Raw genomic sequence first — 13,114 nt, forward strand, 5'->3', positions numbered from 1 at the left:
GCCCGCAATCGCGGTCAGGATCCGGCCACAATTGCTCGTACGGTCACGAGCATGGCGTCACCACATATCTCCATCAGAGGGGCCCGCACCAACAACCTGCGTGGCGTGGACGTGGACATCCCGCGCGACCGCCTCGTGGTCTTCGCCGGCGTCTCGGGGTCCGGCAAGTCGTCGCTGGTCTTCGACACGATCGCCGCGGAGGCCGGCTACCAGTTGAACGAGACATTCCCCCCGTTCGCGAGGAACCGGCTGCCGAAGTGGACACGTCCCGACGTGGAGCACATCGACGGGCTGTCGCCGGTCGTGGTGATCGACCAACGGCGCCTCGGCGGCAACGCCCGCTCCACGGTCGGCACGATCACCGACACCTGGACCTACCTGCGGCTGCTGTTCTCCCGCCTCGGCGAGCCGCACGTGGGCGAGTCGAACCACTTCTCGTTCAACGATCCGGCCGGGATGTGCCCCACGTGCTCGGGGCTCGGCGACGTCGTCGTCACGGCCGTCGACCGCATCCTCGACCTGGACAGGTCGCTACGGCAGGGCGCGATCCGGCTTCCGGGGTTCGGCGACGGCAACTACTGGTACTCCCAGTACGCCGACATCGGCGTGTTCGACCCGGAGACGCCGCTGCGCGACTGGAGCCGGGACGAGCGCGACGCCCTGCTCCACGGCGGCGAGGCGGCGGCGCGGCTGGCACGGCGGCGGGGACGCGGCCTGCCGAAGGACTACGAGGGGGTGGTCGAGCGGTTCGAGCGCATCTACCTGCACGCCTCAGGAGACCTGTCCGAGCGCAAGCAGGAGACGATCCGCCGGTTCACCCGGTCGCAGGTCTGCCCCGACTGCGGGGGAGACCGGCTCAACGAGGCGTCCCGCACCGCCACCGTGCTCGGGCACACCATCGGCGAGCTGTCCCGGCTGGAGGTCGCCGAGCTCGCCGGACTCGTCCGCGGCATCGACGCGCCGGACGTCGCTCCCGTCGTCGCCGCGCTGACCGCACGGCTCGACGCCATGGACGCCATCGGCCTGGGGTATCTCAACCTGGCACGCGCGACCACGACGCTGTCGGGCGGCGAGTCCCAGCGCGTGAAGATCGTGAAGCATCTCGGGTCGAGCCTCACCGAGATGCTCTACGTGTTCGACGAGCCGACGGCCGGGCTCCACCCCACGGACGTCGAGTCCATGACGAGACTGCTGCAGCGGCTGCGCGACAGAGGCAACACCATCCTCGTCGTCGAGCACGACCCCGCCGTCATGGCCGTCGCCGACCAGGTCGTCGAGATCGGTCCCGGCGCCGGCGCCGACGGAGGCCGGCTCGTCTTCCAGGGCACGTTCGCCGAGCTCCGGCGGGCCGGCACCCCCACGGGACGCGCGCTCTCCCGGCCCACTCCGATCAAGACGGCCCCGCGTACGGCCAAGGCGGCGATCACCGTCGCCGAGGCGGCGCGCAACAACCTGCGGCGCGTCACCGTGGACATCCCCACCGGTGTGATGACCGTGCTCACCGGCGTCGCCGGCTCGGGGAAGTCCAGTCTGGCCGCCGAACTCGTCGAGCAGCACGACGCCGTCGTGATCGACCAGCGGCCGGTCGGCGTCAACCGCCGGTCCACGCCGATCACCTACACCGGCATCGCGCCGGCGATCCGCAGGCTGTTCGCCCGGCGCAACGGCGTCTCCGCCGCGCTGTTCAGCGCGAACTCGGAAGGCGCCTGCCCGAAGTGCGACGGGCTCGGGATCATCTACACCGATCTGGCCTTCATGGACGGCCAGGAGGTCGTCTGCGAGGCGTGCGAGGGGCGGCGCTTCACCCCGGAGGTGCTCGCGTACACCGTCGACGGCCTGTCCATCGCCGACGTCGACGCCCTGTCCGTCGACCAGGCCAGGCACCGGCTGCCCGACAAGGCCGTCGACCGGGCGCTGCGGCACCTGTCGCAGGCCGGTCTCGGCTATCTCCGGCTGGGCCAGTCGCTCACCACGCTGTCCGGAGGGGAGTGCCAGCGGCTCAAGATCGCCAAGGAGCTGCGCGACGCCGAGCGGCCCACGACGTACGTGCTCGACGAACCCACCACGGGCCTGCACATGAGCGACATCGACGGACTGCTCCGGGTCCTGGACGCCCTCGTCGACAGGGGGCACACCGTCGTGGTCATCGAGCACAACCTGGACGTCATCCGGCAGGCCGACTGGCTGATCGACCTCGGGCCCGGTCCCGGCAGGCACGGCGGGAACGTCCTCTACGAGGGGCACGTCGCGGACTACCCGCCGGACGCGGGGACGCCGACGGCCCGCGCCCTCGCCGTCCACCGATAGCGCCACCGGTAGCGGTATTCATCGGAGCAGGGACAGGACGGCCTCGCGGATGGCGCCCCTGTCGATGCCGGCGTCCTCCAGCTGTTCCTGGGAGGTCGCGCTGCCGGGCATCCGCGACACGCCCAGCTTGCGCACCGGCACCGGCGCGTCCGCGAGCGCCGAGAGCACGGCGTCGCCCAGCCCGCCCTCCGGCCAGTGGTCCTCCACCGTGACGACCTTCCCGGTCGCCCTGGCCATCTCGACCAGCTCGGCCGAGTCGAGCGGCTTGATCGAGTACGCGTCGATCACGGTGACGGAGACGCCGTCCTCGGCGAGCAGGTCGGCGGCGGCCAGGGCCTCGTGCACGGCGACGCCCGTGGCCACGACGGTCGCCTGGCCGCCGGTGCGCAGGATCTTGCAGCCGCCCACGGGGAACTCCTCGTCGGGGCCGTAGATCACCGGCGTCTCGCCCCGCGTCGTCCGCAGGTAGCGGACGCCCTCCATCGCGGCCATGTCCGCGACCAGCCGGGCCGTCTGGTTCGCGTCGCAGGGGTACAGCACGGTGCTGCCGTGCACCGCGCGGAACGCCGCGAGGTCCTCCAGGCCCATCTGGGAGGGTCCGTCCTCGCCGATCGACACCCCGCCGTGCGAACCCACCAGGCAGATCCCGGCCCGGCTCACCGCCGCCATCCGGACGAAGTCGTACGCCCTGGTCAGGAAGGCGGCGAACGTCGCGGCGTAGGGGGTCCAGCCGCGGGCGGCCATGCCGATGGCGGCGGCGACCATCTGCTGCTCGGCGATGTAGAACTCGAAGAACCGCTCCGGATGGGCCTTGGCGAACGTCTCCAGCTTGGTCGAGTCGGCCACCTCGCCGTCGAGCGCGACGACGTCGCCTCGCGCCGTGCCGAGCGCGGCCAGCGCCTCGCCGAAGGCGGTCCGCGTGGCCACCTGCTCGCCCACCTTGTATCTCGGCAGGTCGAGCGCGCCGTCGGCGTACCGGTAGGGCGTGGCCGCGGCGTCGGGCGCAGTGACCTCGACGGTGAGGGAACGCGGCCCGCCGAGCTCGTCGAGCGCCTGCTCGGCGTCCTCCAGCGGCTTGCCGTGCTTGCCCTCGCGGTTCTCCACGGCCGACACGCCGCGGCCCTTGCAGGTCCTGGCGATGATCGCCGTCGGGCGGCGCCGGGTGGCCCGGGCGTCGGCGAGCGCGTAGTCGATCTGCCCGGGGTCGTGGCCGTCGATCTCAATGGTGTGCCAGCCGAAGGCGCCGAGCCTGGCGGCGTACGCGCCGAGGTCCCAGCCGTGCCGGGTCGGGCCGCGCTGGCCGAGCCGGTTCACGTCGATGATCGCCGTGAGGTTGTTGAGCCCCTCGTGCCCGGCGTGCTCGAACGCCTCCCACATCGATCCCTCGGCGAGCTCGCTGTCGCCGCACAACACCCAGACGTGGTAGGGCAGGCGATCCAGCCTGCGCGCGGTCAGCGCCAACCCCACCCCCACGGGCAGGCCGAAGCCCAGTGAGCCGGTGGCCACGTCGACGAACGGCACCTGCGGGGTGGGATGGCCCTCCAGACGGCTGCCGCGCCTGCGGAAGGTCAGCAGTTCCTCGTCGGTGACGACCCCGGCGGCCTTGAGCATCGCGTACAGGAGGGGGGAGGCGTGGCCCTTCGAGAAGACGAGGTGGTCGTTGCCCGGGTTGGCCGGATCCGCGACGTCCACGCGCAGGTGACGCGCGAGCAGTACGGCCATCAACTCGGCCGCCGACATCGAGGACGTGGGGTGTCCCGAGCCGGCGGCCGCGGCGGCCCGCACCGAGTCCACCCGGAGCTGGGCCGCGAGTTCGCACAGGAAGCGGTAGTCAAGCTCGTCCATCGCCCTCGACTACCCCGGTACGCCCCTTCGTATCGCCGCAAAAGGTGCGTACCCGATATGTCGCGATTTTGGGATGTCAGCGGCGGCGCAGGCCGAGGCCGGCGACGGCGGCGAGCCCGAGACCGGCGGCGGTGACCAGGCGGCGGTGCTGCGACATCCACAGCTGCACGCTGCGGCCGTGCGACCGCCGGTCGAAGCTGCCGTGCGCTCCGTAGTCCTTGTCCTCGTCCGCGGGTTCCCACAGGTTCGACACCCCGGTCGGCGCCTTCTCGCCGGTGAGCTGCGACTTCACCCCGGTCCTCGCGAGGTAGCGGTCGAGCAGGGCGGGCACCGCCCGCTGACCCATGATCGTGGCCGCGGTCATCCCGCCGACCCAGTACTCCTTGCGCTCCGGGTGCTCGGCGGCGTAGACGAGCGCGCGGGCGGCCACCTCCGGCTGATAGATCGGCGGCACCGGCTGCGCGTGCCGCCGCATCCGGTTCAGCCCCCAGTCGAACTGCGGGGTGTTCAGCGCGGGGAGCTGGACCACCGTGATCTTCACGCCCGAGTCCTCGGCGAGCAGTTCCGTCCGCACCGACTCGGTGAACCCGACGATCGCGTGCTTGGCGCCGCAGTACGCCGACTGCAGCGGGATCGACCGGTAGGCCAGGGCCGAGCCCGCCTGCACGATGACGCCCTTGTCGCGCGGCTTCATCATCTCCAGGGCCACGCGGGTGCCCCAGACGTAGCCGAGATAGGTCACCTTGGTCTCGCGCTCGTACTCCTCGGGCGTGATCTCCAGGAACGGCGCGAACACCGTCGTGAACGCGATGTTGATCCACACGTCGATAGGGCCCAGCTCGGCCTCGGCGCGCTGGGCGGCCTGGCGGACCTGGTCGTAGTCGGAGACGTCCGCGGCGAAGGTCTTCCCGGTGCCGCCCTCGGCCCCGACGTCCACGGCGGCGCCGGCGAGGCCCGCCTCTCCACGTGCGATGAGCGCGACCTTCGCGCCCTCCGCTCCGAGTTGCCGGACCACCGCGCGGCCCACACCGCCGCTCGCGCCGGTCACCACGACGACCTTGTCCTTCAGGCTCACCTCGTCATCCTCTCGATTGCGGCCCGCCGCCGAGCCTCTTCTGCCTGCGTACGGCGAACGCCATGTAAATCGCGATGATCGCCATGATCGCCACGACGACCCCGGTCAGCACCCAGATGCGCCCGACGAAGGAAAGCACCAGAACGGCGAAGCAGAAGACCAGGGCGAACGACGCGATACGGACGTGGATCACGTCCATCGGCGTCGCCTCCACCATGGGCTTGCCGGTCGGCGAACGTTGTTCTTCGGTCATGGAGGCCCCTCTACCCTCGAATCCGGTTCACTATCGCCGTGGTGGAGCGGTCCGGGACGTAACCGAGCACCCGCACCTCCCCGCCGAGCTCTCTGACCAGCTCCGCCTCGGGCAGCAGGTCGGGGTGGTAGTCGCCGCCCTTGACGTACACGTCCGGCCGGACGAGCCGCAGCAGCTCGGTCGGGCTGTCCTCGTCGAAGACGGTGATGTAGTCCACGCAGCCCAGCGCCGCGAGCACTGCCACCCGGTCCTCGCACCGGTTGATCGGGCGCTGCGGCCCCTTCAGCCGGGCCACTCCGTCGTCGCCGTTGACCGCGACGACCAGCACGTCGCCGAGGCGGGCGGCCTCCTCCAGGCAGGCGACGTGGCCGCGGTGCAGCACGTCGAAGCAGCCGTTGGTGAAGACGATCCGCTTGCCCTCGGCGCGGTCGCGCTCAATGCACGCGGCCAGCCGCTCGGGCGGCAGCGCGGTGTCGGGGCGCAGCGCCTGCAGCAGCTCCTCGTGGGAGCAGGCGGCCGTCCCCTGCCGGCGCACCACCACGCTCGCCGCCGCCTGGCCGATGTCGGCGGCGCGCTCGGGCTCCGCGCCCGCCGCCAGGGCGAGCGAGAACGCCGCCGTGAAGGTGTCGCCCGCGCCGATGCTCATCGTGTCGGGCGCGGGCGTCGCGTACGTGCGGTGCGGCTGCCTGCCGCGCCGGTGCAGCAGCGTGCCCTCGCCGTCGAGTGTGGTGACCACGAGGTCGGCGCCGGTGGCCTCGATGAGATCCTCCGAGCGCGCGGACAGGAACGCCACCCGGTCGTGGTCGTCCCCCTCGCCCAGCAGCCGCCGCACCTCGGCGTAGTTGGGCAGCACGGCCGTCGGCCGGCAGTCCCGCCAGGCGGCCACGTCGTGGGCGTCCACCACGAGGATCGGCGCGCCGCGCGACCCCTCGCTCCTGTCGATGCTCAGGTCGCACAGCACCCGGCGGACGTTCGGGGTGCACACCCCGCCGCCGTAGTCGCAGGCGATGACGACGTCCGCGTCCGCCGCGAGCCGGGTGATCTGCTCGATGAGCTCGCGCTCGGCCGCCTCCGGCAGCGGCGCCTCGTCCTCCTCGTCGTACCGCGCCACGATCTGGCCGTCGGTCAGCACCCGGCGCTTGACCGAGGTCCGCCAGCTCCGCACGATGACCAGGCCCTCGATGTCGAGCCGTCCCAGGGTCGCGTTGAGCGTCGCCCCGGCGGGGTCGGCGCCGGTGACCCCCACCATGTGGACCCGCGCGCCCAGGGCGGCCAGGTTCACGGCCGTGTTGGCGGCGCCGCCCGGCTGGTCCTCGATCTGCTCGACGGTCACCACAGGCACCGGGGCCTCCTGCGCCATGCGCTTCGTGCGGCCCCGCAGCCACGAGTCGAGCATCACGTCCCCGACGACGACGGCTGTGACTTCACCGAAACGGTTGAGCGTCTCTTCCGTCATACATCGGCGGCTACCCCCGCAGACGCAGGGGAAACAAGAGGCACGGCAGACCCGGTGGGCCGGTTTGGGGTCGCCGCACCGGGGTAACCGGGATCAGACGTCGCTCCACACGAGCGCTCCGCCGGAGGTCAGCCGGCGGGGCCGGACGAATGGGGGGTGTCCGATGGACGAGGGGACGAAGCGGGTGGTCGTCCGTCCGCGGGGCGGCTTGTGCCCATGAGCGAGCGAAGCGAGCGAACCGGTAAGCACAGTGCGTTTCGCGCATGCGCCCCCGAGCCGCCAGGCGAGGGGGCGTCATGAGCCCGCTGCTTGTGGAAGGAGTCGAGCGGATCGCCGTGCTGAGGGCCAACGCCCTGGGCGACCTGCTGCTGGCGCTGCCCGCCATCGGGGCGCTCAGGCGGGCGTACCCCGCCGCCAGGATCACCCTGCTCGGCCGCGAATGGCACGCGCGGTTCCTGCGCAATCGCCCGGGCCCGGTGGACGAGGTCGTGGCGTTGCCGCCCATCTCCGGCGTCTCCTCCCCGCCCGACGGGCCCGCCGCCCCCGAGGAGCTGTACGAGGGCCTGCGGCAGCGCAGGTTCGACCTGGCCGTCCAGATGCACGGCGGCGGGCGCAACTCCAACCCGTTCATCCGCCGTCTCGGCGCGCGGGTGACGGCCGGCCTGCGCACCCCCGACGCGGCGCCGCTCGACCGCTGGGTGCCGTACGTCCACTACCAGCACGAGACCCTGCGCTACCTGGAGGTGGCGGGGCTGCTCGGCGCGGCCACCAACGAGATCGAGCCGAGGATCGCGGTCGTCAGGGAGGACTGGGGCGAGCTGAACCGCACGCTCGGCAAGGTGCCCAGGGGACTGGTGGCGATCCACCCCGGCGCGGAGGACCGGCGCAGGAGATGGCCGCCGGAGCGTTTCGCCGAGGTCGCCGACCGCCTCGGACGGCCCGTGGTGGTGACCGGCGTCGAGGAGGAGCGGGAGGTCGTCGAGAAGGTCGTCGCGCAGATGCAGACCCCGGCGAGGGCCGTCGTCGGAGAGCTGTCCCTCGGCGGGCTCACCGCGCTGTACGCCGCCTGCGACCTGCTCGTCTCCAACGACACAGGGCCGCGCCACCTGGCGGCGGCGACCGGCACGCCCACCGTGGGGATCTACTGGTGCGGCAACATGATCAATTGGGGTCCGCTGAGCAGGGGACACCAGCGGCCGCTGATCTCCTGGACGTCCGGCTGCCCGGTCTGCGGGACGCCCGCCGATTCGAAGCTGGGCATGCGGGAGTGCGGCCACAAGGACGTTTCGTGGGTGGGTGACGTGAGCGTGGACGACGTGCTCGAACAGGCGTGGGACCTGCTGCGATGAGCGCCGTCGCCGACAGGGTCGCCGCGGAGAGGGCCGGGGAGAAGGCGGTCGCGGACAAGACCCTCGCGGAGAAGGCGAAGGTCTTCGAGACACCGCCCGTCGAACTGCGGCCGAGCGACCCGAGCGAGCCGGGGATCCGGCGCAGGCGCCGCGGGCGCGGGTTCAGCTACACCTGGGCCTCCGGCCGGCCGGTGAAGGACCGCGCCGCACTGCGCCGTATCAAATCCCTCGCGATCCCGCCGGCCTGGACCGACGTGTGGATCTGCGCCCATCCGAACGGCCACCTCCAGGCCGTGGGCACCGACTCTGCGGGCCGCCGGCAGTACCGCTACCACGACGAGTGGCGCAGGCAGCAGGACGAGGCCAAGTTCGACCACGTGCTGGAGATCGCCCAGCGGCTCCCCGCGTTCCGCGAGCGCGTCGCGCGCGACCTGCGCGCCGACGAGCTGAGCCGCGAGCGCGTGCTGGCCACCGCCGCGCGCATGCTCGACATCGGCTTCTTCCGCGTCGGCGGGGAGGAGTACACCGACTCCTTCGGCCTGGCCACGCTGAAGACCTCGCACGTGAAGTGCGGGGACGGCGAGGTCGTGTGCCGCTACCTGGCCAAGGGCCGCAAGGAGCGCGAGCAGGTGCTGGCCGACGCCGACGTGTGCGAGGTGCTGACGGCGCTGTCGAAGGGGCACAGGGGCGAGCTGCTGCGCTACCGCACCGACGAGGGCTGGGTGGACGTGCGGAGCGCCGACATCAACGCCTACCTGAAGGAGGCGTTCGGCACCGACGTCTCGGCCAAGGACTTCCGCACCTGGCACGCCACGGTCCTGGCGGCGGTCGGGCTCGCCGTCTCCCGCCCCGTACGCAGCGGCGCGGGGCGCAAGCGGGCGGTCTCCAGGGTGATGAAGGAGGTGTCGGAGTACCTGGGCAACACGCCGTCGGTCTGCCGCGCCTCCTACGTGGATCCGCGCATCGTCGCGCTGTACGAGAAGGGACGGACGATCCCCCTCGAACGGCTGGGCGAGGACACCGGCGAGGGCCGGCTCGCCACCCACGGGCCGGTCGAGGAGGCCGTCATCGAACTCCTGCGCCGAGCGCCCGCACGGCGGCGTTGACCACCTGGGCGGCCGGGACCGCGGTGTCCAGGTGGTCGGCGCCGTCCGCCTCGTGCAGGATCGGGTGCCGCCGGTCCGACGTGGACACGAGCACCGAGGGCGTCCGATAGGCCGCGGCGAGCCGCGTCATCGCGACGTCGCCGCTGATGACCAGCCGGGCCCCGGCGACCAGCGCGCACAGCTCCCGGAGCGAGGTGCGGCCCGCCAGCACGATCTGCGGCGGCAGCACCGCCCGGGTCGCCACGAGCAGGGCCATCGGCCGCTCCCGCGAGCTGCCGGTGATGACGACGGGCAGGCCCTCGTCCGTCAGCGCCCGGGCCACCTCGGCGAACCGGTCAGCGGGCCAGCGCAGCGACGCGCCGCCCGCGCCGGGGTGGATCACGACGGCCCCCGGCGCGGGACTCGCGGTCAGGGGAGTGGGCAGCGCCGAGTCCTCCGGATCGGCCGGCACGCCGTGCCACTGGAGCAGCCGGCACCACCGCAGCACCTCGTGCTCGCCCGGGTCCCACCACGGCCCCCTGATCCAGGGGACGTCCGGGTTGGCGTAGGCCCACAGGCGCCTCGTCCCGACACCGAGGAGGATGCGGTGACTACGCGGCCCGCGGTCGTGCAGGTTGACGGCGAGATCCGGCAGGAGCGGCGGGTGAGCGGCGTCCTCCTCGCCGGGCCCGGGCCACGACAGCGGCGCGAGTCCGTACGCGGGCAGGATCCGGTCGACCGCGCCGGTCAGCGCGGCGAGCTCGCTCAGCTCCGGCGGGCAGGCCAGGACGACGCGCAGCCCGTGACGGCGCAGGGCGCGCAGCGCGGGCACCACGGTGAGCAGGCCCCCGATGCCGTCGGAGCGCAGCACGAGGGCCGTCGACGTCACCGGCTCACCTCGCAGGTCGGCAGGATCAAGAGGCGCTCCTTTCCAGCTCCCGGGCGGACAGGGCCCGGTCGTAGGCGGCCAGGGTCTCGGCGGCGATGCGGCTCCAGGCGTACCTCACGCGGGCGCGGTCGGCCCCCGCGATGCCGTACGCCGTGCGCCGCACCGGGTCGTCGAGCAGCTTGCGCAGTGCCTTGGCCAGCACGGCGGGCTTGCGGGGCGGCACGAGAAGGCCGGTCACGTTGTTGACCACCGTCTCCTTCTGGCCGCCGACCGCCGAGGCGACGACCGGGACGCCGCAGGCCATCGCCTCGAGGGCCACCATGCCGAACGGCTCATACCAGGGCACGGACACGACGGCGGCGGCCGAGCGCATCAGCGAGGGCAGCGTGTCGCGCTCGACCCGGCCAAGGAAGCGGACCCGGTCGGAGACGCCCGCCTGGGCCGCGAGCCAGCGCAGCCGGGTGACCTCGGGGTCGTGGTGCAGCTCGGCCGCCGGGGGACCGCCCGCGACGACCAGCTCGGCGTCCCGCAGGTACTGCAGCGCCCTGATGGTGGTCTCCAGGCCCTTGCGGGGCACGAGCCGGCCGACCGACAGCAGGCGCGGGCGCTCCGGCCGCTCCAGTGGCTCGACGTGGGGGTGGAAGGTGGTGACGTCCACTCCGCAGGGGACGACCCGGGTCGCGCGGCGCGGCACCCGCATGCGGATCAGCTCGTCGATCTCGTCGTTGCAGGTCGCGATGATGCCGTCGACACGCCGTCCGATCTCGGCCTCGGCCTCGATGCGCTCACGCGGGCTGGTGTCCGCCGGGCCCTGGTGCCGCCGCTTGACGCTGCCGAGCGCGTGGTAGGTGTGGACGACCGGGATGCGCAGCTTCTCCGCTGCGGCGAGCGCGGCGAGCCCGCTCATCCAGAAGTGGCTGTGCACGATGTCCGGGCGGTCGAACAGCCACCGGTCGTGCAGCCACTTCCCGAAGTGGGGGATCCAGGGAAGGATCTCGTCCTTGGGCATCTCGGAGGCGGGGCCCGCGGGGACGTGGACGACCTCCACCCCCGGGCCGAAGGGGACGGTTTCCGGCAGGTCCTCACGGTCCTTGCGGGTGTAGACGGTGACCTCGTGACCGGCGCGGGCGAGTTCCCGGGCGAGGGCGGCGACGTGCACGTTCTGGCCGCCGGCGTCGACACCGCCGAGCGTGGCGAGTGGGCTGGCGTGCTCCGAGACCATGGCGATCTTCACTGGGGGTTCCTCCAAGAGCGGCAGTGGCGAGTACCCGGCTCGAGGGTCAGGGAGTCCAGGTGGGCAGGCCCGGCGACCGGCACGAAGGCGGCGGCCGGTCGCGGCGTGCGGGAGCCGCCGGCGCGGACGCGGCCACGGCGGGTCCCCGGGGCGGAAGGGCCCGCGACGGCGGCGGCGCACGCATGGCGGGCCGCGGCGGGACGGTGGAGGGCGGGCGGACGGCCCGCGAGGACGGTGGCGCCTAACCGATGGGCGGCGTCGGAGGAGACCCGTACGGGACGGGCGGCGACGTGGGGGCCGGTGGAGGGAGCGCCCGTGGAAGAGGTGGGGAAAGCGGTGCTGCCGGTGCCCGCGATGCTCCGCTCAGGGCGGGGTGAAGTCCGGTCACACGTTCCCAAGACGCTCCTCCGTCACGGCATGCTCACGCCAAGGAGGTACCTGCGTCTTAGGCACCAGGAATACCAACAACCATATCCACCCTCGCGCCCGTCAAACCAGTGGTTTCGCCCGGAAAGGGCCGGGCAGCGCTAGGCATACGTAACCGAGGGGGACAACGAGGGGAAGAGATGGAGACGCCGCACTATGTCGCGGCCCGCGTGCAGCGGGCTCTCGCGGAGGACGAACGGACCACCGAACTGGGCATTCGGGTGGATGTGCGAGGAGAAGAGGTCTACCTGCGCGGGCAGGTCTCCTGTGACGAGCGGCGGCACCAGATCGAGAACGTCGCCCGGGAGGCGGCTCCGGGCCTGCGGGTGCACAACGAGATCACCTTGGTGGAGGTGCGGGAGCCGGGAGAGGAGGAGCATCTGTGAGGGAGCTGCGGATCGCCGCCGTCGCGGACATCCATCTGGGCGAGGATCTGCGCGGTCACTATCGCAAGAAGATCGAGGGCATCGAGCGCCGTGCGGACGTGCTGCTGGTGGGAGGCGATCTGACCAGGCACGGCACGATCGCGGAGGCCCGGGTGGTCGCCGAGGAGCTGAGCGGGCTGCCCATCCCCGTCGTCGCCGTGCTGGGCAACCACGACTACCACTCCGACCACAACGAGGAGATCATCGCTCTCCTCCGCGACGCCGGCATCACCGTCCTCGACGACGAGGGCACGGTCGTCCCCATCGACGGCGTACGGCTCGGAGTCGCCGGCGGCAAGGGCTTCGGCGGCGGTTTCGCCGGGAAGTGCGCCAGCGAGTTCGGAGAGCCGGAGACCAAGGCGTTCGTCCGGCACACGAAGGAGATCGCCGAGCGGTGGCGGCGGGCGCTCAAGGAGCTGGACGCCGACCACAAGATCGTGCTCAGCCATTATTCGCCCGTGAAAGACACGCTGATGGGCGAGCCGCCGGAAATCTATCCGTTCCTCGGCAGCTACATGCTGGCGGAGGCGGCCGACGCCGAGGGCGCCGATCTTTTCATTCACGGTCACGCGCACGCGGGCACGGAAAAGGGCGTCACTCCCGGAGGCATTCGGGTGCGTAATGTCGCGCTTCCGGTCATCAAGCACTCCTACACCGTGTACTGCCTGAACGGCGACCATTGCTGATTCGCTGTTCCGATTGCGAGACGGCGACCGGCCTTCTTCGGCCGGTCGCCGTCTCGGTGTCCGCGAGTAGCGTGGGTGAGGTTG

12 protein-coding genes are annotated in these 13,114 nt (G+C 72.2%); 6 read left to right on the forward strand and 6 right to left on the reverse strand.

Annotation, left to right across the window (positions count from 1 at the left end; genetic code table 11):
* Positions 1 to 51: 51 nt before the first annotated feature.
* On the forward strand, positions 52 to 2,307 hold the full coding sequence (locus tag ABZ860_RS10140; RefSeq protein WP_357217741.1) for an excinuclease ABC subunit UvrA: 2,256 nt from the start codon (positions 52 to 54) through the stop codon (positions 2,305 to 2,307).
* 18 nt (positions 2,308 to 2,325) lie between these two features.
* Here ABZ860_RS10140 and ABZ860_RS10145 read toward each other — a convergent pair whose 3' ends face one another.
* The 4 genes from ABZ860_RS10145 to rfaE2 form a co-directional block, all read right to left on the reverse strand.
* On the reverse strand, positions 2,326 to 4,152 hold the full coding sequence (locus ABZ860_RS10145) for a transketolase (RefSeq protein WP_357217743.1): 1,827 nt from the start codon (positions 4,150 to 4,152) through the stop codon (positions 2,326 to 2,328).
* A gap of 76 nt (positions 4,153 to 4,228) precedes the next feature.
* Positions 4,229 to 5,227 carry an SDR family oxidoreductase gene (locus ABZ860_RS10150; protein WP_357217745.1) on the reverse strand — a complete coding sequence of 333 codons (999 nt, stop codon included), beginning with the start codon at positions 5,225 to 5,227 and terminating at the stop codon, positions 4,229 to 4,231.
* Positions 5,228 to 5,231: 4 nt separating this feature from the next.
* Positions 5,232 to 5,480 carry a hypothetical protein gene (locus ABZ860_RS10155; RefSeq protein WP_357217748.1) on the reverse strand — a complete coding sequence of 83 codons (249 nt, stop codon included), beginning with the start codon at positions 5,478 to 5,480 and terminating at the stop codon, positions 5,232 to 5,234.
* A 10-nt stretch (positions 5,481 to 5,490) separates the two neighbouring features.
* Entirely contained in the window at positions 5,491 to 6,936 is a 1,446-nt protein-coding gene (gene rfaE2 / locus ABZ860_RS10160; protein WP_357217751.1) for a D-glycero-beta-D-manno-heptose 1-phosphate adenylyltransferase, read from the reverse strand.
* Between the two features lie 296 nt (positions 6,937 to 7,232).
* Here rfaE2 and ABZ860_RS10165 point away from each other — a divergent pair, with 296 nt between their 5' ends.
* A complete protein-coding gene (locus tag ABZ860_RS10165; RefSeq protein ID WP_357217754.1) occupies positions 7,233 to 8,285 on the forward strand; it encodes a glycosyltransferase family 9 protein in 1,053 nt (350 codons plus the stop codon).
* Entirely contained in the window at positions 8,282 to 9,391 is a 1,110-nt protein-coding gene (locus ABZ860_RS10170; protein ID WP_357217757.1) for a DNA topoisomerase IB, read from the forward strand. The genes ABZ860_RS10165 and ABZ860_RS10170 overlap by 4 nt, the downstream gene beginning before the upstream one ends.
* Here the strand turns inward: ABZ860_RS10170 and ABZ860_RS10175 are convergent.
* Together ABZ860_RS10175 and ABZ860_RS10180 are read right to left on the reverse strand one after the other, a co-directional pair.
* Positions 9,351 to 10,259, reverse strand: a complete 909-nt coding sequence (locus ABZ860_RS10175; RefSeq protein WP_357217760.1) for a glycosyltransferase family 9 protein — start codon at positions 10,257 to 10,259, stop codon at positions 9,351 to 9,353. The genes ABZ860_RS10170 and ABZ860_RS10175 overlap by 41 nt on opposite strands.
* Before the next feature lie 25 nt (positions 10,260 to 10,284).
* Complete coding sequence (locus tag ABZ860_RS10180; RefSeq protein ID WP_357217763.1) at positions 10,285 to 11,493, reverse strand: glycosyltransferase; 1,209 nt, start codon at positions 11,491 to 11,493, stop codon at positions 10,285 to 10,287.
* 59 nt (positions 11,494 to 11,552) lie between these two features.
* Here ABZ860_RS10180 and ABZ860_RS10185 point away from each other — a divergent pair, with 59 nt between their 5' ends.
* The 3 genes from ABZ860_RS10185 (at position 11,553) to ABZ860_RS10195 (ending at position 13,030) form a co-directional block, all read left to right on the forward strand.
* Positions 11,553 to 11,738, forward strand: coding sequence for a hypothetical protein (locus ABZ860_RS10185; RefSeq protein ID WP_357217766.1), 186 nt, complete (start codon positions 11,553 to 11,555; stop codon positions 11,736 to 11,738).
* A 321-nt stretch (positions 11,739 to 12,059) separates the two neighbouring features.
* Positions 12,060 to 12,305: a BON domain-containing protein gene (locus ABZ860_RS10190; RefSeq protein WP_357217769.1), complete on the forward strand. Its 246-nt coding sequence runs from the start codon at positions 12,060 to 12,062 to the stop codon at positions 12,303 to 12,305.
* Positions 12,302 to 13,030, forward strand: coding sequence for a metallophosphoesterase (locus ABZ860_RS10195; protein WP_357217771.1), 729 nt, complete (start codon positions 12,302 to 12,304; stop codon positions 13,028 to 13,030). The genes ABZ860_RS10190 and ABZ860_RS10195 overlap by 4 nt, the downstream gene beginning before the upstream one ends.
* The last annotated feature ends 84 nt before the right edge of the window (positions 13,031 to 13,114 follow it).

The organism is Microbispora sp. NPDC046973 (genome assembly GCF_040644495.1).
GTDB lineage: Bacteria > Actinomycetota > Actinomycetes > Streptosporangiales > Streptosporangiaceae > Microbispora.

What these genes read in the sequence shown, in the direction of transcription:
- ABZ860_RS10140 (WP_357217741.1), top strand. Translation starts at nt 52, where the DNA reads ATGGCGTCACCACATATCTCCATCAGAGGGGCCCGCACCAACAACCTG.
- ABZ860_RS10145 (WP_357217743.1), bottom strand. Translation starts at nt 4,152, where the DNA reads ATGGACGAGCTTGACTACCGCTTCCTGTGCGAACTCGCGGCCCAGCTC.
- ABZ860_RS10155 (WP_357217748.1), bottom strand. Translation starts at nt 5,480, where the DNA reads ATGACCGAAGAACAACGTTCGCCGACCGGCAAGCCCATGGTGGAGGCG.
- rfaE2 (WP_357217751.1), bottom strand. Translation starts at nt 6,936, where the DNA reads ATGACGGAAGAGACGCTCAACCGTTTCGGTGAAGTCACAGCCGTCGTC.
- ABZ860_RS10165 (WP_357217754.1), top strand. Translation starts at nt 7,233, where the DNA reads ATGAGCCCGCTGCTTGTGGAAGGAGTCGAGCGGATCGCCGTGCTGAGG.
- ABZ860_RS10170 (WP_357217757.1), top strand. Translation starts at nt 8,282, where the DNA reads ATGAGCGCCGTCGCCGACAGGGTCGCCGCGGAGAGGGCCGGGGAGAAG.
- ABZ860_RS10190 (WP_357217769.1), top strand. Translation starts at nt 12,060, where the DNA reads ATGGAGACGCCGCACTATGTCGCGGCCCGCGTGCAGCGGGCTCTCGCG.